The organism is uncultured Amaricoccus sp. (assembly GCF_937891315.1).
Lineage (GTDB): Bacteria > Pseudomonadota > Alphaproteobacteria > Rhodobacterales > Rhodobacteraceae > Amaricoccus.
On sequence record NZ_CALAGI010000140.1, the window covers coordinates 51,615 to 72,385 of the forward strand.

Genomic DNA, 20,771 nt, shown 5'->3' on the forward strand with positions numbered 1-20,771 from the left:
GGCTCAGATGACCGGCCGCCGCTGCGCCGCGATGAAGTCGCGCACCCGCGGCTGGATCGTTCCGCGCCAGCGCGACCCGTTGAAGACGCCGTAGTGGCCGACCCCGTCGACCACTACATGCGCCCGACGCTCGTCCGGCAGGTTGACCATCAGCTCCTGCGCCGCCTCGGTCTGACCGAGGCCGGTGATATCGTCCTTCTCGCCTTCGATGGTCATCAGGCCGATGTCGGTGACCGCCGCCGGATTGAGCAGCAAGTCGCGGTAGTGGTAAGCGCCGGTCGCCATCAGCCGCTTCTGGAACACCCGCTCGATGGTCTGCAGGTAGAATTCGGCACTGAGATCCATCACCGCCATGTATTCGTCATAGAAGCGCCGGTGCGCCTCGGTGCTTTCGCCGTCGCCGCGCACCAGGTTCCGGAACTGGCCGACATGGGCATCGACATGCCGGTCGAAATTCATCGAGAGAAAACCCGAGAGTTGCAGAAAGCCCGGATAGACCCGGCGCAACGCCCCGGCGTTCGGCCAGGGCACCCGCACCACGACATTGTTCTCGAACCAGCTGAGCGGATGGCCCTGCGCCAGTTCGTTCGGCTGTTTCGGATTGCGCGCGGTGTCGATCGGCGAGCCCATCAGCACCACCGAAGCGGGCCGCAGCGGGTTGCCCTCCATCGCCATCGCCGTCGCCGCCGCCATCACCGGGATGCCGGGCTGGCAGACCGCCATGACCGAAACCCGCTCGCCACCCTGCGCGAGGAACTCGATCATCGCCTTCACATAGTCGGTATAATCGTCGAGATCGAAACCGCCCATCGCGAGCGGCACGTCGCGCGCATCCACCCAGTCGGTGATATAGACGTCATGCTCCGGCAGCATCGCCTTGACCGTGCCGCGCAGCAGCGTCGCATAGTGCCCCGACATCGGCGCGACGATGAGCAGCCGCGGGTCGTTCCGCTCCTCCGCGACCGCGGACTCGCGACGAAAATGAAGGAGGTTGCAGAACGGGCGTGACCAGACGAATTCCTCGACCACCGGGGTTTCGACGCCTTCGACCAGCGTGGTCGGCAGTTCGAACGCCGGCTTGCCGTAGCGCCGGGTGGCATGGATGAACATGTCGAGCGCCGCCGAGACGGCGCGATTGCCATAGGTCTCCGACATCGGGTTGAGTGGATTGTCGACGAGACCCTGCCCCATCCGCGCCACGGCGCGCATGGGCGTGAACGCGGCATGTGTCATTTCGTAGGCGTGGTAGAGCATGTTACCCCCGTTACCCCCGGCAACTTTATTGCGCGGAATCTTTAGTCCATTTCGGCGCCTCAGCAAGCGGCATTTGCCCGAACCTTGGGCGATTGTGGCAAATCATTAACAGCAAAGCCTTTGACAAAGGTTAGCGCGCGTGGCAAGCGACGGCCGGATTTGATTCCCCCGTATGACGACAAGGATGCCCGATGCCCAAGGATGAATGGGGCGTAAAGCGTATTTGCCCGACCTGCGCCACGCGATTCTACGACCTCCGCACCGACCCGATGACCTGCCCGAACTGCGGGGCGGTGTTCACCATCGACAGCCTGACGGCCGTGAAGGCCAAGGCGCTGCGCCCGGAGAAGGTGAAGCCGGAACCGGTCGATCTCGAGGATCTCCCCGATCTCGAGGCCGACGACGAGGTTATCGACGCCGACGACGACCTGTCCGACGAAATCCTCGAGGACGAGGAGGACAATGTCGATCTCGAGGACATCACCGCGGTGGGTCCGGACGAGGAAGAGACCTGATCCGGCCGCCCGGGGAGGCCCGCCGACGCCGGGCTTTTTTGGGCTTGCACCACGCCCACGCGCCCCCTAAAGACAGGCGCGCGGTTCGACCGCGGCGGTTCCATCCGCGCAGGGGGCCATAGCTCAGCTGGGAGAGCGCTTGCATGGCATGCAAGAGGTCAGGAGTTCGATCCTCCTTGGCTCCACCAAACCTTCCGAGCGATCCCTCGGAAAATCTGTGAAGCTCAGTCCTCCGCGGCGGTCGCTCCGCGGAAGACGATCAGCTTCGTTGCCAGGAAATTGAAGACCAGCGAGGCGCCGGCCGCGATCACCAGCGTGGGGAGGTCACCGAGCAGGCCACCGGCCATATGGCCGAGCGCGAGGATGACGCCGGCGCGGACCGCGAGTGTCGAGAGCGCGGTCGCCACGTAGCCGAGGGCACGCCCCTTCGCCGACCAGCGCTTGGCGTGGCGATAGGTCCAGAATTCGTGCGCCAGATAGTTGGCGAGGACCGCGCAGCAAAATCCGACCACCGCGCCGGCGACCAGCGACAGGCCGAGGAGCCGGATCGCCAGCAGCGCCGCGCCGAGATCGACGCCGAATCCCGCGACGGTGACCGCGAGATAACGCCAGTCGCTGGCATGGAGTCCGCCCAGCCGGCCCGCCTTCGCCTTGGCGTGGTTGTCCGACCCTAGCGCAGGCACGAGAGATTGACCTTGGCGAAGCGCCGGTCAGCGCCGGGCAGCACTTCGAAGAGATCATAGATATTGTCGATCTTGCCACCCATGATCGAGATGACCGACGGCGCACCGGCGTGGCGATGGAACAGGATGGGTCGGCCGTCGTTGCGCTCGTTCCGGGTCAGGATGGTCTTCACGTCGAACAGCGAGCGCTCCCATTCCAGATCGGTCAGCGCCGGCATGAAGCGGCGGGCGTCCATCATCATGTGCCGCCAGCGCGATTCGCGCGGCAGCCCCTCCGCGACCCGGTAGGCGCCGCCCCCGCGGGTCTCGTCGGTCCAGCTGAAATGCGGCGTGTAGCGGACATGAGTCAGCGAATGCAGACCCTCGGCCGGATAGGGCATGGTCGAGAAGAACGGCCCATCCATCATGGTGACGCCGAAGCCCTCGATCCGCGGCGGCGGCTTCACCAGCGCGATCTCGACGAATTCGTGCTTCAGCGGCAAGGGATCGAGGCCGCTTTCGAGCAATAGCTCGTTGATCATCGAATAGGTGACGTTGAACACCATGCCGGCGTGGATTTCGGCGCCGGCCTCGGTCTCGACCACGGCGCCGCCGGCGCGCTGGCGCACCCGGCGCGCCACGGTCTCCTTGCGGATCTCGACGTCCTGGCGTTCGAGCCGCGTGGCGAGATGCCGGCGCAGCGCGCGATAGTCGAAGGCCCATTCCCGCGCCTCGAACACGTTCTCGACGAGGTCGCGCGAGAAGAGCGCCGCCGCCTCCGGCCGCGCGGCGCGGATCGGCGCGCCGAGATTCTGGAACATGCGGAGAAAGCGCCCGGCCGAGACCTTGGAATGTCGCGCGGCGATGGCATAGAGCATCTCGAAGTCGTCGATCACCGCCTCGGGGAAATCCTCGGCGAAGCGGCGGTGGAGCACCATGGAGCGGAGCGCGGTCAGGAAGCTGCGCGGATAGTGAAAGCCGGTATGCACCCGGGCCTGATTGACCCGCGAGGCGCGCTCCAGCAGCCCGTTTCCCGCCTCCAGCACGAGGATCCGCTCGCTGACGCTGCGCAGGATCAGCGCGAGGCAACAGCCGTAGAAGCCGCCGCCGATGACGACGAAATCATACTCCCGGCGGCGCATAATCGTTCCGCAGCGTCTTCCAGAGGACATTCAACAGGTCCGAATGGCCGGAGACGCCGGCGATCTTTGTCGGGGTCTTCTCGTTCTTCGGATAGACCCGGCGCGTCGGCACCTCGACCGTTCGATAGCCGAGCTGGCTGGCGCGCACCGTCAGATAGGCCAGCAGTTCGTAGCGCAGGAAGATGTCGCGGAACGGCTGGACGCGGGGGTCGAGCAGATAGCGCGCGGAATAGGCGCGGTAGCCCTGGGTCGTGTCAGTGAACCAGCGGCGGGCCACCAGACTGAGAAAGGGCGCGTGCACAAGGCGGATCGCCACCAGCCGCGTGAGCGGCGTGTTGATGCCCTCGCCACCCTTGATGAACCGCGAGGCCTGCGCATAGTCGATTCCCGCGTCCAGCGCCGCGATGAACCGCGGCACGCCTTCGACATCGTCCTTGCCGTTGCCGTCGATGGTGACGATGCCCTCATAGCCCTCGACGAGCGCATAGGCATAGGCGCAGCGCAGCTGGGCGGAGAGCTTGCCGGGGCCGGTCTTGACGAGCAGCGCCCGGACATCGACCTCACGCAGGAAAGGCGCATCGAGCGAGCCGTCGACGCTGCCGCCATCGGCGACGATCACGTCGATCCGGCCGGCGAGGCCGCTGTCGTGGGTCTCGCGCAATTGTCTCCGGATGCGCGCCCCTTCGTTGATCGTCGGCACCACCAGCGCGTATGGCGAGCGTCTCGGCCGGATCTCGTCGATCAGAAAGCTCGGGACCGACCAGCCGCGCGCCGCGAAGGGCGCGCCATCGCAGGGGATGGGGGACATCAGGCGTTCCTCCGCCGCTTCGGCGCGTCGAGCGGAACGGCGACGCCGGGGGGCCGTGATCTCGACATTGAGATCCTGGATGTCGCGGAAGAGATCGACGTTGTTGATCTCGTCCACGATCGTGTAGCGCAGCTCGCCCTCCAGTCGCTCGAAGACCTTGACGATCCCCATGGAGATCGCCGCCACGGCGATGCCGAGAAAGCCGGCGGTCAGCGACTGGACGAGGTTGGTGGTGAGCCAGCCCTCGGCGAGGTGGTCCTTGGCCATCCAGACGCCGAGCACGTAAAGCGTGTAGATCGCCGCCATCACTGTCACGAGGAAGGCGAGGACCGACAGGCCACGCAGCACGCGCGGCGCGGAATTGGCCATGAGTTCGCCGACGAGGCGCAGGCGGCGCAGATGGTTGCGCCGCCGCGCCGGCACCGGCCCCGGCGCAGGCTCGCGCCGCAGCGCGAAGCGGCCCGAGAGCTGCTCGAAGCGCAGCAGGAGCTCGGCGTCGGGTCGCGCGAGCACGAGGCTGAGCCAGCCGCGCGGATAGCCGGCGGTCTGGGTGTCCTGGGCATTGATCCGGTAGCCGCTGACCATGCTGGCGAGGGAAAGCATGGCCGATGTGACACGCCCGCCGGGGCGCGAAACGACAATGGCCCGGTCGGTCTGGTAGACGCGGTTGGCGAGCCCGACGAGATCCATCGCCGCGTATTCCTCGACCGAGGTCAGCAGCACCACGTCGCCGATCGATTCCGCCACCGCCGCGAGGCGCAGCCGGTAGAAATTTCTGACGTCGGCCGTGCGCAGCAGGCGAATGTTCTGATAGCGCGCCAACGCGGCGGTCAGCGGCGAACCGGTCGGGCCCGAGCCGTCCTCGCGCGGGAAGGGAATGACGACGACCAGTTCCCAGAAGCGGAAATGCGAGGACACGAGCCCGGCGAGCGCGTTGACAGCGGCGACCGCCGCCGCGTCGTCCCTGGCGCAGACCATCGCCACGGACAGCAGGAAATCGCCCTGGCGCGAGGCGACCGCCGTGTCGAGGGCGCGGTCATCGGGCATGGCTCGGCGCCCCCATTCTGGAGAGGCAGTAGGAAATGGCGTGCCGTACGGCGGCCAGCGGGTCGGGCGCCGTCGCCCGCATCTCGATCGACACCCAGCTTCGCCATCCGGCCTCGTCCAGCATGGCCAGCGCCCGCCCGACGGACGCGTCTTCGGCCTCGACCGCTGCGAGATGTGGCCGGCTGAGGTGGACATGCGAAACGAGGTCGCGCGCGCTGGCGAAGAGCGCGGCGTCCGCTTCGGCCTCGCCGTTCAGCGACAGCGCGCCGATGTCGAAATTGAGCGCGACGGCGGGATGGTCCGCCTCGCGCACGAAATCGCGAACCTCCGAGGTCAGGTTCAGGAAATTGGTGCCATAGTCCCGCGGGTTCGGTTCGAGTGCCAGCCGACAACCGCGCGTCGCGGCTTGGTCGCCGAGCGCGCGGAAGACGTCGAGCGCGATCCGCCGCGCCGTCTCGGCCGGCATGTCCTCGGGGACGACACGATTGCGCGGCGATCCGACGACGAGGTTCGGCGATCCGAGCCGCGCCGCGAGATCGGCGGCACGCACAATCGTGTCGGCAAAGCGCCGCCGCGCCTCGGGCCCGCCGAAAAGCGCGGCGTCGGGCGCGGCGAAATGCAGCGACTGCATGGAGACGAACGTCAGGCCATGCGCCTCGACTTCGCCCAGCGTCGCGCGGAGCACCGCTTCGGACGGTGCGAACGGATCGACCTCGCCGGGAAAGAGCAGCCCCGGCGCGACCTCCAACCCGCCGACGCCAAGTTCGGCGAGGAGCGCGAGCGCCGGCCGGCGCTGGTCCGGCGGCCAGGCGATGTTGGAGATCGCCAACCGGCTCACTGGAGGCGCCCGCCGACGAAACCGCGCAACCCGTCGAGCGTCTCGCCGGCGGAATAGAGATAGGGCCCGGCGCCGCCCCAGGCGGCGGCGTGCCGACTGCGGACATCCTCCCGATGCACCACCGGCGCCGAATTGCGGAACGGAGCGGCGAACAGCGCCTCGTAGATCTCGGCCGCGCGCAGCGGCTCGGAACAGACATTGAGCACGGGAATATCGAGTGCGACGCAGCGCTCGATGTCGCGCCAGAGGTTGCCGAGATTGTAGTATTGATAGGCGCTGTCGCTGTTGGTGAAGAAGCGAGCCGTGCGCCCCTGACCCTCGAGCGCCGCGATCAGCGCCCGCTCGTTCGGCGTCCCATGGAAGGTCTCGCGGCGATAGCGCAGCATGCCCGTGGCCGGATCGGGCTCGAAGGCGGCGCGCACAAGGTCGGCGGCGGCGGGGTCGAGCACGCCGAGCAGCGCCTCGGCCGCTTCCGGTTTCAGGAACGAGGGGACCGGATTCAGCATGTCGAAGACGAAATTCTTCTTCAGTCCCGGCCCGAACAGCGCGGGCAGCCGCAGGACATGCACCTTGTCGAACCGCTCGCGCGCGAAGGTTTCGATCATCCGGCGGTGTTTGCCATAGGCGCCGGAAACCTCGAACACGCCGTCCGCCTCGTCATAGCCGGCGGCGAGGTCGTCGAAGACGGCGATGGTGGAGATGACCACCAGCCGCGCGGCCCGCGCCCTGCCGAGATTTTCCAGGAACGCCATGGTCTTGGCGTAGTCGACCTCGGGCCGGGAATTGGCGAGCCACATCGTCGCCGACGGGGCGGCGCTGACGATCAGATCGAAACGCCGATCTCCGATCCAATGAATGTCGGAGGAGTTGAATCGGGCATCGAACTCGGCCTGCCGAACAAGATTCGATCCGACGAGACCGTTGCTGCCAATGATCGCTCTCATGCGGGGCCTCTCGACATCGGCGAATACATCCGTCCTTCGGCACGGACCAGAAGCTCGGCCCCGGAATAGGCGGCGCATCCTGAAAATCGGTTAAGGGCTCCGCGCGGCAACCCCGTGGCATTTTATGTAAAGGCGTTGTTAGCGCCTCGGCCCCTAGCGTGGCGCGCGAGCGGGAAGGCGGGGGAGATCCGATCATGTCGAGCGATTTGCTGAACGGTCCGCGGTTCAACCGGATCGCCTACACGCTGATCCTCCTCATTGTGGCGGCGCATGTCGCGGTCGGGCTCGTGAATGACCGCGATCCCTGGCACGACGAAGCGCTGCTGGCCGCCAACCTGATCGGCGTCGATTTTCCGCTGCTGACCCCGATGCCCTATTTCGAACAGGCGGCGCCGGTCGGCTATGTCGCGCTGGCCCGCGCGGTTCAGGCGCTGGCGCCCGCCGCCGATCCGGTCGCGCTGTTCCGGCTTCTCGATGTCGCGGTGTTTCTCGTCGGGCTGGTCGCGCTGCTGCTGCACGCGCTGCGGACCTGTCGGCCGGTCGATTTCCTGATGTTGGCCGGGATCGCGCTGTCCAGCGGCTATCTCTGGACCTATGCCAGCGAAATCAAGCACTATGGCTTCGAGTTCACCGCGACCGCGTTTCTGCTCATCACCGGGCGGGCGCTCGCCTATTCCGACCGGCCAGCGGCCTACGTCCAGTTCGGCGCCGCCATCCTCGTCGCCGCCGCGATCTCCTTCACCACGCCGATCGTCGTCGCCGCCGTCCTCGGCGGTACCATTGCCCTGCGGCTGCTCGGCCCCGTCGCGCCGGCGCTGGCGGCCCGGTTGGCGCCGCCCCCGCCGCTCCGGGGGGGTTCCGCCGGCTTGATCGTCGCGACCGTCCTCGCGCTCGGCGTCGCGGCGGGGATGCATCTGATGGTGAACCGCGATCTCACCCAGTACCAGATGGCGGCCTACAGCTTCGTCTATCAGGCCGGGACCTTCGATCTCGGCGGCTCGATCGTCGAGAACGCCAAGATCGCGCTCAGGCTCAATTCGATGCTGCTGGAACCGATCGGCGCCGCCGCCTTGCAGGGAACGCTGCAGGCGCTGGGGGGCAAGCTCGCCACCGCGCTCACCATCCTCGGCGCGACGCTGGCGATGGGGTTCTTTCTCGCCGCCGCCGCCCGCCGCGCGCCGCACGCGGTCCTGACGATGCTCGCCTTCATCACCGGCGCGCTCCTGCTCAATCTGATGGGGCAATTGCCTTTCGTCTCGACGCGCCATTTCTTCTTCATCGCGCCGGTGACGCTGATCGTGCTCTCGGTCGGCTCGGGCGAGTTGCTGACGCTCGCCGGCGCGCGGATGAGCCCCGGGTTCCGGCGCGCCGGAGCCTTCGCGGTGCTGGCGGCGCTGGTCTGGACCAGCGCCAATGCGACGCTCGCCGCCGCGAACAAGCGGTCACAGGAGCTCACGCCGCTCTTCGCCGAGATCGTGGCGCGCGATCCCGGCGCGCCGGTCTGGGTCTATGCCGACGCCCAGCCCGCGGCGAAGCTGCTGGCGCCGGTCGGGGTGCGCCTCGTCGGCATGTTCGACGACCGGAGCGGTACCGAGGGCTGGGGCGCGCGGGGCGGCGGCATGCTGATCGATCCCGAGGCCGAAAATCCGTGGCAACCGAACCCCGCCTATCCGCGCTCGATCGGCGCCGCGGCGGCGGGCGCCAGCGCGCTCTGGCTGATCTTCGCCGGCGACTGGATGGAACCGGGGCGCGAAGGCTTTTTGAACGCCGCCGACGCGGCCGTCGGGCCATGCGAGCTTCGGCTTACGTCGACCGACAGCGCGCTCTACTATTGCGCGCCCAGATCAACCGGAAGAACGGCGCAGCGCTGAGGCCGCGCCGGACCGCCGCTATTCGGCCGCGGCGGCGTCGCGGATGTAGCTGCGCAGATGCGCGGTGCGCCGGGCGAAGGTCGCCTCGAACGTATGGCGGAGGGCGAAGTCGCGGGCGCGCCGCGCCACCTCCACGATCTGACCCCGGTCGCGATAGAGCTCCGCCAGTTGGTTGGCGAGCGCCACCGGATCATTCATCGGCGACAGCCAGCCACCGCCGGAATGCTTCACCACGCCGACGAAGGCCTCGTTGTCATAGCCGGCGATCGGCACGCCGCAGGACATCACCTCCGGATAGGTGCACGACGGATCGCCCTGCGGATGACAGCAGACGAAGATATCGACCTCGCGCTTCAGGAGCGGGATCCAGGCGGTCTGGAAGTCCAGCACACCGCCGAGCCGCACCTTGTCGCCGAGGTCCTGATGGGCGATCTCGTCGCGCAGTTCCTGCTCCAGCGCGCCGCTGCCATAGACCTCGAAGGTGAACGGCACGCCGAGCTTCACCAGCTCGCGCGCCACCTTCGGGATCTCGCGCACGCCCTTCATGGCGATCAGCCGGCCGCCGAAGATCAGCCGCAGCGGCCTGCCCTCCATTACCGAGAGGGCCTTGGCCGCGAGCGCCTCCTCGGAGATGATGTCCGCCTCCGGCACGCGGTTGTCGAAGAAGAGCAGGCTTTCCGGCTGCAGCGGGCGATAGAGATCGAAGGTCGGCACACCGCTGCACTGCAAGCCGGCGGCGATCCGCAGCGAGGCCTGGCGCGATCGCTCGGCGCCCGCCGCCCAGAGCTTGCGGCGCCAGCGGCGCACGGGATTGGCGACCTCGGCATCGATGATCTGCCGCTCGGTCCGGGGCGAATATTCGCTGGTGAAGACCAGCGGCAGGCCGATGCGCTGGCAGATCCTGGCGGTCTCCGCCTCGGTCGGCGACAGGAAAGCGAGCGCGACCGCCCCCCGCGCCAGACGCGCCGCCTGTTCCTCGGGGTCGATCGGCCGGATCTCCAGCCCGGTCTCGGCGGCGCCCGGCATGTATTCGGCATGATCCATGTCGTCGCTGAGATGGTCGTCGAGATAGGCGAGGGTGGTGACCGGGCCCGGCCAGTACTTGGCATATTCCGCCGCGCCGTTCATGTATTTCCGCGTCAGCACCAGCCCGCCGTTGGGGCCGAGCTTGGCCCGGAGGCTGGGCAGGAGGAGGAGTTCGGTCGGTTTTTCGGAAATGCTCATGACACCCTATCAATGATGCGCCGAAGTCTGTCGTGATCGACGGTGAAGCCATCCTCGGCCGCCGTCCCCACCATGAAGGCGAACCGCATGGACATCCGGTCGGCGAATTCCTTGTAGGTCATGGCGAAACGGTCCGGCGGTTGCAGCACCAGGAAGGCGGCGTCGTCGGCCATGGTGAAGATCGCATGCGAGAGATGGCTGCCCTCGACGCCGATCACGATCCGGGCGCCATACGTGCGCCGGGCGATCTCCTCGACGCCGAGTACCGCCGGCTCGACGATATCGAAGCCGAGCTTTTCCAGCATTGCCTCGAGCTCGGCTTCTTCCGCCAGCACCCGCCGCTCGCCGGTCGCGCCGCGCTTGAGATAGACGCCCGGCCCCGTGACCGGCGCGTGCCGCGCGAGATTCGCCTTCGCCCGGGCGCGAAGCTCGCGATAGCGCTGCTCCTTGTAGCTGTTCTGCGCGAAGTCAGTGTAGATCGTCAGCCGCCGCGCCCAGGCGCGCCGCGCCACCGGCGGCCGCGGCAGGTCGACGAGGGCGCGATAGCCGGCCTCGTGCTCGTAGTCCTTGGTCGGCGCGACGATGGTCGGCGCGCCCGGCGGCGGAATGAGGCCGAGCGGCAGCTCGTCGAGCAGGAAGTTGCCGAAATAGTGGCTGCCGATGTTGTTCGAGACGAGGCAGGCGCTTTCCAGCGGCGTCGGAGGCGGGTCGCCGGTGAACAACTTCTCCGGCCCGAACCCCGGCTTGTACTTGGCCGGACCGCGATAGATATAGGCGCCGGAAATCGCCACGCCCTCGATCTCGTAGGCCATCGAGGCGGCATGCACGCAGGGCCCACCCGCGGCCAGCATATGTTCCGTCGCCCAGTCGCGATGCGGTGCGAGCCGCAGCACCCGGTCGAACTCGCCCGGCGCATGGATCGCGGCCGGAACCCTGACCACTTCCTCGGGGCAGAGTTCCCGACTCTTCGAGGCCATCGAGCGGATATCGGGCGTCATGCCGTACCACAGTCGCCGAAGCCCCCAGTCCAACATTTCCAGATTGAGTCTCATCGCCACCGCCAATCTGCGCGCCGCGCATTGCGACTCCGATGACACCGCAAGTAGTCGACCAGTAGTTAACGCATATTTAAATCACGTCGCCGAATGCTGCGGGGCACGTATTCAGTCCCTGGAGCATATAGAATGGTCAAGGCTTCCGGCGGCCAAGCCCGCATCGACACCGATCTCCGACGCCCCGCGATCGATGGTGGTACGCCGGTCAGGGACCAGAGCCGCTTTCTCGTCTTCGGCCAGCCCGATATCGGCCAGCCGGAAATCGACGCGGTGACCGAGGTGCTGCGAAGCCGCTGGATCGGTACCGGACCGCATTGCCAGGCGTTCGAGGCCGAGTTCGCCGCCTACCTCGGGCCACGAATCGGTGGCGCCGTGGCGGTGAATTCGGCGACGGCGGCGTTGCATCTGTCGCTGCTCGCGCTCGACATCGGACCGGGGGACGAGGTGATCTCGACCGCGATGACCTTCTGTGCGACGATCAATGTCATCTGCCACGTCGGCGCGACGCCGGTGCTCTGCGATTGCGACATCGCGACCCAATGCATCCTTCCCGAGCAGATCGAGGCGAAGATCACCCCGCGCACCAAGGCGATCATCGTCGTGCATATGTGCGGGCGGCCCTGCGAGATGGAGGCGATCATGGCCATCGCCGATCGGCGCGGCATTCCGGTGATCGAGGATTGCGCCCATGCGATCGAGACGCGAATCGGCGACCGCCCGGTCGGTACCTATGGCACCTATGCCTGCTACAGCTTCTACGCCACCAAGAACATGACGACGGCAGAGGGCGGCATGGTGGTCGCCCAGGACGCCGAACGCCTGACCCGGATCCGCACGCTCAGCCTGCATGGCCAGAGCGCGGACGCCTGGAAACGCTATTCCAACGCGGGCTTCAAGCGCTACGACGTGGTCGAGCCGGGGTGGAAGTACAACCTGACCGACATCGCCGCCGCCATGGGCCGGGCGCAGTTGCCCATGGTCGAGAGCCGGCTCACCCGGCGCCGCGAGATCGCCGAGCAATATGACGCGGCACTCGCCGAACTGCCGCTGGTCCTGCCGCCGGTGGCGGCGCCGGACACGCGGCTCGCCTACCACCTCTATACCGTGCAGGTGGATGAGGCGCGGGCGGGCATCTCGCGCAATGATCTGCTGGTCGCGATGCGGGCCGAGAATATCGGCGTCGGCGTCCACTACGAAGCGATCCACACGCTCGGCTACTATCAGAACCTGCTCGGGCTCAGGCCGGAGGATTTGCCGAACGCGGCCTGGATCGGCGAGCACACCCTGTCAATGCCGCTCTCGACCGTGATGAGCGACGACGACGTCGATGATGCGATCACCGCGATCCGCGGGATCATCGGCTGGTATGCTGAGCCATTTCGCGCGGGGCATTGACGGTCCCGCGCTGTCAGCGCGTCGCGAAGCAGTAGAAAAGCCCGTCCCCACCGCTTTCGCGCAGCGCGGCCAAGCCGCAGCCCTTCGAGGGATGCGCCGAGTTCCAGGATTTCTCGCTCGGCTTGTCCTCGAGATCGGCACCGTCGTGGTGGCCGACCATCGCCGCCCCCGCGCCATCGCTGGTCCAGTCCTCGCAGGTCAGCGGCGCCCTGGTGCCGTCGGGCAGCGAGCCGGTCAGGATATCGTGCCGCAGCGGCGGCGCCTCGCCCCGACCATTGATCCGCGCGCCGGTCTCGTCGAGCGCGGTCGCCCGCGACACGTGGTTGCCGGGGCCATGCAGGGTCGCGAGGTCGGCGGCGATCGTCTCGCCCCTGGCATTGACCCACGGCCCCGCGCCGATCCGGTCGCGCGCATCGACGGTGGAAGTCGAGAGATAGGCGGCCCAGACCTTGCCGGTCACGCCCGCCGCCTCGGCCAGCGCGGCGCAATGCGCATCCGCCCCGGCGAGACCGCCAAGATCGGCGCCGTCGCCAAGGCCGACGCTGGTGATGAAGAAGCCCATCGCCGGATCCGGTCCCCGGGTCAGGACAAAGGCCGCGACCCCACCGGCCAGGGTGGCGAGCCCCATCGCGACGATTGGAACGGCGCGGCCCATGCGACCTCCGACGAGAACAACTCAACCGGAGGTTACATGCCGGGGGCGGGTCCGCCGCTCACGTATCCGTGATCACTCGACCGCGAAGCAGTAGAACAGGCCGGCGCCACCGGTACCGCGCAGCGCTTCCTGGCTGCAACCGCCGCGGGTCGGATGCGCGGCGTTCCACGATGTCGCGGTGGGCAGAGTGTCAGGGCCCTTGCGGTCGTGGTGGCCGACGATCGCGACGCCATCGGGTCCGCTGCTCGTCCAGTCCTCGCAGGTCTGGGGCGCCTTGGTCCCGTCCGCGAGCGAGCCGGTCAGCATGTCATGCTCGTTCGGATCGTCGCCGCGCCCCGCGACCACCGCTCCGGTCTCGTCGAGCGCGGTCTCCTTGCTGAGGTTGTTTCCCTCGCCATGCAGCGTGGCGACGTCGGCGGCGATGGTCTCGCCCTTGGCATTGACCCACGGCCCGGTGCCGATCCGGTCGCGCGCATCGACCGTCGAGGTCGAGAGATAGGCGGCCCAGACCTTGCCGGTGACGCCCGTCGCCTCGGCCAGCGCGGCGCAATGGGCGTCGGCTCCGGCGAGGCCACCGAGATTGGCGCCTTCGCCGAGGCCAACGCTGGTGACGAAGAAACTCATGCCGCCGCTCTGGGCCGAGGCGACCGCGGCGGTGCCGAGAAGGGCGAGGGCGGCGAGATGGACTGTCGTCAGGCGCATCGGATCTCTCTCCCTGAAATTGTTCTTGTGGCTTGAGGGTAGGAGTCGTGGTCCACTCGGACCACTCACGACTCCGTGACGCGCCCGAGGAGATCGTCGCGGGTCAAGGTGAAGTCCGAGGCGATCCAGGCCGCTTCGAGCCGGCGCAGGCCGGCGCCCAGCGCCGGACCGCGCAGGGCGAGATCCGCCGCGCGAAGCGGAAAGCGGGCGGTGGCGCCGCGATCGATCTCGGTGCCGAGCGTCGCGGGCGGCGCGACGCCGAGGGTCGCCGCGCGGATCAGACCGGCGTCGCGGGCGGCCTCGGCGCCGTGGCGATAGGCGGCGACGGCGCAGGAAGGCTCGGCGAGGGCGGCGGCGATCGCGGCGAGCGCCTTGCGCTCGGGCTTCGAGAAGCGCAGCGCGGCGGCCCAATCGGCGGCGTCGCCCAGCGCGGCGAGGCGGCGCTGCCAGCGTGGGGCATGGCCGCCCGCCGCCTCGATATGGGCGAGGGGCGCGAGCGCCACGGGATCGGCGCCAGGCAACAAGCGCGCGAGAATGCCGGTCGCCGCCATCGCCGCGACCGCGGGCGCCGGATCGGGCGCGGCGAGGAGCTTGCGCGTCTCGGCCCCGACTCGCTCGCGCGAGAGGCGGTCGAGATGCTCCTGCGCGGCGGCGCAGGCGGCGAGGGCCTCGGGATCGAGGCCGCCCTCCGGATCGCCGAACCATGCGTGAAAGCGAAAGAAACGCAGGAGACGGAGATAGTCCTCGGCGATACGGGTGGCCGGATCACCGACGAAGCGAACCCGACGCGCGCGGAGATCGGGGAGGCCACCGAGTGGATCGAGCACCTCGCCGTCGGGCCGGGCATAGAGCGCGTTCATGGTGAAGTCGCGCCGGGCCGCGTCCTCGGCGATATCGGTGCCGAAGGCGACGGTGGCGTGGCGCCCATGGGTCGCCACGTCGCGGCGAAACGTCGTCACCTCGAAGGCGCGGCCGTCGATGACGAGGGTAACCGTGCCATGGGCGAGGCCCGTCGGCACGGCGCGAACCCCGACGCGGGCGGCCTGGTCGAGCACCACTTCCGGCGACGCGTCCGTCGCAAGGTCGATGTCGGCGGAGCGCAGGCCGAGCAGGGCGTCGCGGACACAGCCGCCGACGAAGAACGCCTGATGGCCGGCGCCGGTCAGCAGGGCGAAGACGGCGCGGGTCGCGGGCGCGGCCAGCCAGTCCGCCGTGACGCGGGTCACAGGCCACGCATCCTGTCGCCGAGGCTGATCAGCATCCGCGCGGTGGCACCCCAGATATAGTGCGGTCCGTAGGGGATCGCCTGATACCGGCGCCAGCCGCCCGGCCAGGCGCGGCGGTGGGTCTGGCGGTTGGCCGGATCGAGAACGAAGGCGAGTGGCGCCTCGAACACCTCCTCGACCTCGGCCCGGTCGATGACGGGCGTGAAATCCGCGTCCACGAGGCCGACGAAGGGACTGACGGAAAAGCGGGTGATCGTCTCGTGCGTGTCGAAGCCGCCGAGGATGGTGACCTGCTCCCGCGCGAGCCCGATCTCCTCGCGCGCCTCGCGCAGCGCGGCGTCGAGCGGCGTCGGGTCGGTCGGGTCCTGGCGGCCGCCGGGAAAGGCGATCTGGCCGGGGTGATGGCGCAGATGCGCGGCACGGCGGGTGAGGATGATGTTGATCCCGGCGCCACGCTCGATCAGCGGCACCAGAACGGAGGCGGGACGCAACTCAAAGGGGCCGGACGGCCGCGCCGCCGGATTGAGGTCGAAATCCGAGGTTCCGATCGACGGCGCGCGCAATGCCGCCGCGATCCGCGTGACGTTCAGGCAATGCCGATCCATCGCGCCTAGATGGACCGGCCCCCGCCCTCGTGCAAGGGGGCCGGCCCAATCGAGGCGCGATCAGATCAGCGCGATCCCTTCGCCGACGAGCTGCCCGAGATCCTCGGTGCCGAGGCCGAGCAGACGAACGCCGTTGCCTCCGCCGAGGTCGATCCAGGCGCCGTCCTCCTCGAACGAGATGCGCGCCGCGAGATCGGCGGCGCTCTCGAGGCGAAGGCCGTTCACGTTTGCCGAGATCCGCAACTCGTCCCCCGCGCCAAAGTCGGTGATGGTGTCGATCCCGTGCGCGCTGCGGATCACGAAGGCATCCGCGCCGGCGCCGCCGGTCAGCAGGTCGTCATGGGCGCCACCGTCCAGCACATCGTCGCCATCGCCGCCATCGAGCGTGTCGCGCCCGCGGCCGCCGCGGATATGGTCGGCGCCGTCCTCGCCGAAAATCTGATCGTCCCCCCGGCCGAAGTCCGCAGCCGCCCGCGCGACGTCGTCACCCGCGCCGAGATGGATCACATCGCCGCCGCCGCCGCCGTCGACATAGTCGCGGCCGCCGCCCGCGATGATCACGTCGTCGCCATGACCGCCTTCGATCGTGTCGCCCTCGAAATAGTAGCTGCCGCCGAGGATGGTGTCGTCGCCATTGCCGCCGTACAGCCTCTCGGCCGCCGAGCCGCCGCGCAGGTAGTCGTCGCCGTTGCCGCCATCGAACACCGAACTCCGGGTATAGTCGCCAGCCCCGCCAACCAGCGTATCGTCCCCATCGCCGCCATAGAGCGAATCCGCGCCCTGCGTTCCGATCAGGATGTCGTTGCCGCCGCCGCCGTACACGAGGTTGCGGCCGGCACCGGCGTCGATGAGGTCGTCGCCGGTGCCCCCCTGGATCGTGTCAGCGTGGACGCCGCCGAAGATCGTGTCGTTGCCAGCGCCGCCGTCGATCGACAGGGGCGATGTCTGAACATTGGCGTAATAGTACCAGTAGGGGACGCGGCCATCGATGTAGTCGTCACCATCCTCGCCGAAGATCGGGCCGACCGAGGGCTGGCCTCCGAACAGGATCCGATCGTTGCCCGCGCCGGCATAGACCGTGTCGAAACCGTCGCCCATGCGGATCACGTCGTTGCCATCGCCGCCGAGCAGGAGGTCGGAGCCCTCGCCGCCGATCAGTTCGTCGTCGCCTGCCCCGCCGATCAGCTTGTCGTCGCCGACGCCTCCAAACAGCGTGTCCTGACCGGGGCCGCCGTCAAGCGTGTCGTTTCCGGTTCCGCCGTGGATCGAGTCGCTGCCACCACCCCCGAGGACATGGTCCGCGCCTTCGAGCGACTGGATGAAGTCAGCGGCATCGGTACCGACCAGCCATTCGGCGGCGCGCGTCCCATTGATGTAATTGAAAGGCATGCGTGTTCCTTCCCCCAGTGGGCGCGCGGTCAGATGAAACCGAGGCCGTTTTCGAACAGGTCGCCGAGTTCCGCCTCGTCGAGGCCGAGCAGGGTGACGGAATTGCCTTCGCCGAGGTCGATCACGGCCCCGCTCTCCAGAAACCGCGTCCGCGCCAGGATGACCTCGGCGTCGAGCGTCCCGAGGCCATTGATGCCCTGGCCGATATGGAGCCGGTCGCCCGCGCCGAAGTCGGTAATGGTCTCGGCGCCGTAGGAGCCGCGGATTTCGAACAGGTCCGCGCCCGCGCCGCCGGTCAGGGTGTCGTCGCTGGCGCCGCCGTTCAGCCGGTCGTCGCCCGCGCCGCCGTCGAGCGTGTCGCGCCCCCGGCCGCCGTGCATCCAGTCGTCGCCACGCTCGCCCAGGATCCGGTCGTCGCCACGGCCGAAATCGACCCTGGCGCCGACGAAATCGTCCCCGTCGCCCAGCAGGATCTCGTCGTCACCGCCGCCGCCTTCGACCTTGTCATTGCCGGCGCCGGCCTCGATCAGGTCGTCGCCCGCGCCACCGTCCAGCGTGTCGCGCCCGTCCCAGCCGCGCAGTGTGTCATCGCCGTTGCCGCCAGAGACGCTGTCGCGGCCATCCCCGCCGTCCGCGAGGTCGTCGCCGAGCCCGCCCTCCAGCGTATCGTCGCCGAGCATCCCGGCCATGAAATCGTCCCCCGCGCCGCCGAGCAGCAGGTCGTTGCCGAAATCACCGTCGAGCTGGTCGTCGCCGTCCTCGCCGCTCAGCAGGTCGTCGCCCGGACCGCCATACAGCCGGTCGTGGCCGTAGGAGCCGTGAAGCCGATCATCGCCCTCGCCGCCCCACATCTCGTCGGAGGCGAGGCGCTTCGCGGCGATCCAGGCGTCGGTCGGGGTGATGCCCGGATGCAGGCTGGACCAGCGGCCGTCGAGAAAGTCATGGCCGTCCTGGCCGATCAGCAGGTTGGAGCCCTCGCCACCGAACAGGCTGTCATCGCCGAGACCGCCGATCAGCGTGTCGTTGCCGATCTCGTCGACGATGTAGGAATCGCCGACGCCGCCAATGCGCAGCGTATCGTCCGGCCCGCGGTTCTCGACCCGAATACGTCCCGTCGTCGCCATGCGTCGCCCCCCGGCATGCCCCCGCGAGCATGAGGCCATCCCGGACCTGAACGAGAAGTAAACGCGGCGGGGAAAACCGCGGCGGCCTTGGCTCAAATGCCGGTCAAAGGCCGAAGGCCGCTGGCCCGCGTCTGGTCACGGGCCAGCGCGCGGCCGGGCGCGGGGGAGGAGGCCGCGCCCGGCCGTGTCGGATCAGATGGTGCCGCCGCTCATCGCCTTGGCGATATGGTCTGCCTGCCGGATGGCGAGCGCGACGATGGTCAGGGTCGGATTTTCCGCCGCGCCGGTGGTGAACTGGCTGCCATCCGAGACGAAGAGATTCGGCACATCGTGGCTCTGGCCGTTCCGGTCCACGACGCCATCCCTCGGGTTCTCGCTCATCCGGTTGGTGCCGAGATTGTGGGTCGAGGGATAGGGCGGCGTCGGGAAGACACGTGTGGCGCCGACCGCGCGATACATCTCCTCGCCTTTGCGGTAGGCGTAGGCGCGCATCGCCTCGTCGTTCGGATGGTCGTCGAAATGCACATTCGGCACGGGCAGGCCGTTCGCGTCCTTCACCTCGGTGTTGAGCGTGACACGGTTGGTCTCGCGCGGCATGTCCTCGCCGACGATCCAGAGCCCGGCCATGTTCTCGTAGCTGTCGAGCGCGGAAGTGAACTCCCGCCCCCAGGCGCCGGGGTCGAGGAAGGCCGCCATGAATGGCAGGCCGAGCGACAGGGTCTCGAACTCGAACCCGCCGGAGAAGCCGCGGGACGGGTCGTGACGCCGCTCATCGCCGATATAGCCCGCCATCACCGTTCCGCGCCACATGCTCACCGGCTTGTCGAAGACCGCGTAGACCGATCCGGTCGTGTGGCGCATGTAGTTGCGGCCGACCTGACCGGAGGAATTCGCCATTCCGTCCGGGAACATCGACGAGGCGGAGTTGAGCAGGAGCCGCGGGCTCTCGATGGAGTTGCAGGCGACCGAGACGATCCGCGCCTTCTGCCGCTGCTGCTTGCCGTCAGCGTCCACATAGACGACGCCGGTGGCCTTGCCCTTGTCGTCATGCTCGATCTGGAGCGCGAAGCAGCCCGACCGGACTTCGAGATTGCCCGTCGCCTCGCCGCGCGGCACATCGGTATAGGCGGCCGACCATTTGGCGCCCCACTTGCAGCCCTGGAAGCAGAAGCCGGTCTGCTGGCACGGCATCCGATCGTCGAAATCAATGCTGTTGATCGCCATCCGCCCGGTGTTCACGTCCTTGTAGCCGATGGCCTTGGCGCCGGCCTCGAACACCTTGTAGTTGTTGTTCCCGGGCAGTCCGGGCCGGTCCTCGGTGCGCGTGACCCCGAGCTTGTGCTCGGCCTTGGCGTACCACGGCTCCATCTCGGCGGAGTCGATCGGCCAGTCGAGCAGGTTCGCGTCCGCGATCGCGCCGTAGGTGGACTTCGCCTTCCACTCATAGTCCTGGAACCGCAGGCTGGCACCCGCCCAGTGGATCGAGGTGCCGCCCACCGCCTTCACGATCCAGGTGGGCAAGTTCGGAAAGTTCTTCGCCACCCGCCAGTCGCCGGAAGTCGTGCGCATGTCGGTCCAGGCAAGCTGGGTGAAGCTCGCCCATTCGTCGTTGAGGTAATCCTCGGGCAGGTAGCGCCCGCCGGCCTCGATCGAGACCACCTTGATGCCCTTCTGGGCCAGCTCGTTCGCCAGCACGCCGCCGCCGGCGCCGGAGCCGACGATCACCACCACGCTGTCGTCATCGAGATCGAACTTCGCGACCATCTCTCGTTCCCCCTCAGAGCCAGCTGATGTCGTCGAAGCCGCGATTGATATAGCCGCCCTGGCTATAGCTCTCGCCCTGATAGCCGAAGATCGGCCACACCTCCTTCTGGTTGTAGAGGCCGGTAACGAGGCCACCGCGAACGGTCTGGAAGAATGCGCCATGCTCCATGCCACGCAGGATTTCGACGCGTTCCGCCTCCCACGGGACGGCGAGATAGTTCGCATATCCCGCGCCCAGAGCGGCGGCGTCGAGCGCGGCGATGCCGGCCTCGGTCGCCTCGGCGAGCTCGGGCGTGTCATAGCCCTTGACCGCGACGGCGTAGAAATTGTCCGCGATCTTGTCGTGCGGATAGATGTCGCGCGCCATCTGGATCAAAGTCGCCATGGTCGCGGGCTTCAGGTTCGTCACTTCGAGCGCCCAGGCGGCGTCGCGGCTGGCGACGAAGCCCGAGCCGATCGAAAAGGCGGCGCCGACGACGGCGGCGCGCGCGAGCAGCGCCCGTCGCGTCAGGCCGCTCGACCTCAGGTCTGTCATGTTCTCCTCCCGTTGC

The 20,771-nt window shown here is 68.3% G+C and carries 19 protein-coding genes and 1 tRNA gene; 4 read left to right on the forward strand and 16 right to left on the reverse strand.

Annotated elements, in window-relative coordinates; genetic code table 11:
• Positions 1-3: 3 nt before the first annotated feature.
• Positions 4-1,254: a polyhydroxyalkanoate depolymerase gene (gene phaZ / locus Q0480_RS13450; protein ID WP_299133669.1), complete on the reverse strand. Its 1,251-nt coding sequence runs from the start codon at positions 1,252-1,254 to the stop codon at positions 4-6.
• Positions 1,255-1,445: 191 nt separating this feature from the next.
• On the opposite strand from phaZ, the gene Q0480_RS13455 reads away from it, so the two are divergent.
• Positions 1,446-1,769 carry a TIGR02300 family protein gene (locus tag Q0480_RS13455; RefSeq protein ID WP_299133670.1) on the forward strand — a complete coding sequence of 108 codons (324 nt, stop codon included), beginning with the start codon at positions 1,446-1,448 and terminating at the stop codon, positions 1,767-1,769.
• Between the two features lie 112 nt (positions 1,770-1,881).
• A tRNA-Ala gene (locus tag Q0480_RS13460) sits at positions 1,882-1,957 on the forward strand.
• 36 nt (positions 1,958-1,993) lie between these two features.
• Here Q0480_RS13460 and Q0480_RS13465 read toward each other — a convergent pair.
• From Q0480_RS13465 to Q0480_RS13485, 5 genes are read right to left on the reverse strand one after another with little or no spacing between them, the layout of a single operon-like run.
• Positions 1,994-2,452 carry a GtrA family protein gene (locus Q0480_RS13465; RefSeq protein ID WP_299133671.1) on the reverse strand — a complete coding sequence of 153 codons (459 nt, stop codon included), beginning with the start codon at positions 2,450-2,452 and terminating at the stop codon, positions 1,994-1,996.
• Positions 2,440-3,573 carry an FAD-binding oxidoreductase gene (locus Q0480_RS13470; protein ID WP_299133673.1) on the reverse strand — a complete coding sequence of 378 codons (1,134 nt, stop codon included), beginning with the start codon at positions 3,571-3,573 and terminating at the stop codon, positions 2,440-2,442. Before Q0480_RS13470 ends, Q0480_RS13465 begins: the two co-directional genes overlap by 13 nt.
• Complete coding sequence (locus tag Q0480_RS13475; protein ID WP_299133675.1) at positions 3,554-5,428, reverse strand: glycosyltransferase family 2 protein; 1,875 nt, start codon at positions 5,426-5,428, stop codon at positions 3,554-3,556. Before Q0480_RS13475 ends, Q0480_RS13470 begins: the two co-directional genes overlap by 20 nt.
• Positions 5,418-6,266 carry a sugar phosphate isomerase/epimerase gene (locus tag Q0480_RS13480; RefSeq protein WP_299133677.1) on the reverse strand — a complete coding sequence of 283 codons (849 nt, stop codon included), beginning with the start codon at positions 6,264-6,266 and terminating at the stop codon, positions 5,418-5,420. The genes Q0480_RS13475 and Q0480_RS13480 overlap by 11 nt, the downstream gene beginning before the upstream one ends.
• On the reverse strand, positions 6,263-7,210 hold the full coding sequence (locus Q0480_RS13485; protein ID WP_299133679.1) for a sugar nucleotide-binding protein: 948 nt from the start codon (positions 7,208-7,210) through the stop codon (positions 6,263-6,265). Before Q0480_RS13485 ends, Q0480_RS13480 begins: the two co-directional genes overlap by 4 nt.
• Positions 7,211-7,404: 194 nt before the next feature.
• Between Q0480_RS13485 and Q0480_RS13490 the strand changes: the two genes are divergently transcribed.
• Positions 7,405-9,081: a hypothetical protein gene (locus Q0480_RS13490; RefSeq protein ID WP_299133681.1), complete on the forward strand. Its 1,677-nt coding sequence runs from the start codon at positions 7,405-7,407 to the stop codon at positions 9,079-9,081.
• 18 nt (positions 9,082-9,099) lie between these two features.
• Here Q0480_RS13490 and Q0480_RS13495 read toward each other — a convergent pair whose 3' ends face one another.
• Both Q0480_RS13495 and Q0480_RS13500 read right to left on the reverse strand, forming a co-directional pair.
• Positions 9,100-10,305 carry a glycosyltransferase gene (locus Q0480_RS13495; protein ID WP_299133683.1) on the reverse strand — a complete coding sequence of 402 codons (1,206 nt, stop codon included), beginning with the start codon at positions 10,303-10,305 and terminating at the stop codon, positions 9,100-9,102.
• Positions 10,302-11,357, reverse strand: a complete 1,056-nt coding sequence (locus tag Q0480_RS13500) for a glycosyltransferase family 61 protein (RefSeq protein WP_299133685.1) — start codon at positions 11,355-11,357, stop codon at positions 10,302-10,304. Before Q0480_RS13500 ends, Q0480_RS13495 begins: the two co-directional genes overlap by 4 nt.
• Positions 11,358-11,489: 132 nt before the next feature.
• On the opposite strand from Q0480_RS13500, the gene Q0480_RS13505 reads away from it, so the two are divergent.
• Complete coding sequence (locus Q0480_RS13505) at positions 11,490-12,755, forward strand: DegT/DnrJ/EryC1/StrS aminotransferase family protein (protein ID WP_299133686.1); 1,266 nt, start codon at positions 11,490-11,492, stop codon at positions 12,753-12,755.
• 13 nt (positions 12,756-12,768) lie between these two features.
• Here Q0480_RS13505 and Q0480_RS13510 read toward each other — a convergent pair whose 3' ends face one another.
• The 8 genes from Q0480_RS13510 to Q0480_RS13545 form a co-directional block, all read right to left on the reverse strand.
• The gene (locus Q0480_RS13510) at positions 12,769-13,410 is read right to left on the reverse strand and encodes a hypothetical protein (protein ID WP_299133687.1); all 642 of its coding nucleotides are present in this window, start codon (positions 13,408-13,410) and stop codon (positions 12,769-12,771) included.
• Between the two features lie 72 nt (positions 13,411-13,482).
• Entirely contained in the window at positions 13,483-14,112 is a 630-nt protein-coding gene (locus tag Q0480_RS13515) for a hypothetical protein (protein ID WP_299133689.1), read from the reverse strand.
• Positions 14,113-14,177: 65 nt separating this feature from the next.
• Entirely contained in the window at positions 14,178-15,338 is a 1,161-nt protein-coding gene (locus Q0480_RS13520; protein ID WP_299133691.1) for a CCA tRNA nucleotidyltransferase, read from the reverse strand.
• A complete protein-coding gene (locus Q0480_RS13525; protein WP_299133692.1) occupies positions 15,335-15,943 on the reverse strand; it encodes a CoA pyrophosphatase in 609 nt (202 codons plus the stop codon). The genes Q0480_RS13520 and Q0480_RS13525 overlap by 4 nt, the downstream gene beginning before the upstream one ends.
• Positions 15,944-16,003: 60 nt before the next feature.
• Complete coding sequence (locus Q0480_RS13530; RefSeq protein WP_299133693.1) at positions 16,004-17,332, reverse strand: calcium-binding protein; 1,329 nt, start codon at positions 17,330-17,332, stop codon at positions 16,004-16,006.
• Between the two features lie 29 nt (positions 17,333-17,361).
• Positions 17,362-18,456 carry a calcium-binding protein gene (locus Q0480_RS13535; RefSeq protein ID WP_299133694.1) on the reverse strand — a complete coding sequence of 365 codons (1,095 nt, stop codon included), beginning with the start codon at positions 18,454-18,456 and terminating at the stop codon, positions 17,362-17,364.
• Between the two features lie 192 nt (positions 18,457-18,648).
• Positions 18,649-20,220, reverse strand: a complete 1,572-nt coding sequence (locus tag Q0480_RS13540; protein WP_299133696.1) for a GMC family oxidoreductase — start codon at positions 20,218-20,220, stop codon at positions 18,649-18,651.
• Positions 20,221-20,233: 13 nt separating this feature from the next.
• Positions 20,234-20,755 carry a Twin-arginine translocation pathway signal gene (locus Q0480_RS13545; protein ID WP_299133697.1) on the reverse strand — a complete coding sequence of 174 codons (522 nt, stop codon included), beginning with the start codon at positions 20,753-20,755 and terminating at the stop codon, positions 20,234-20,236.
• Positions 20,756-20,771 lie beyond the last annotated feature (16 nt).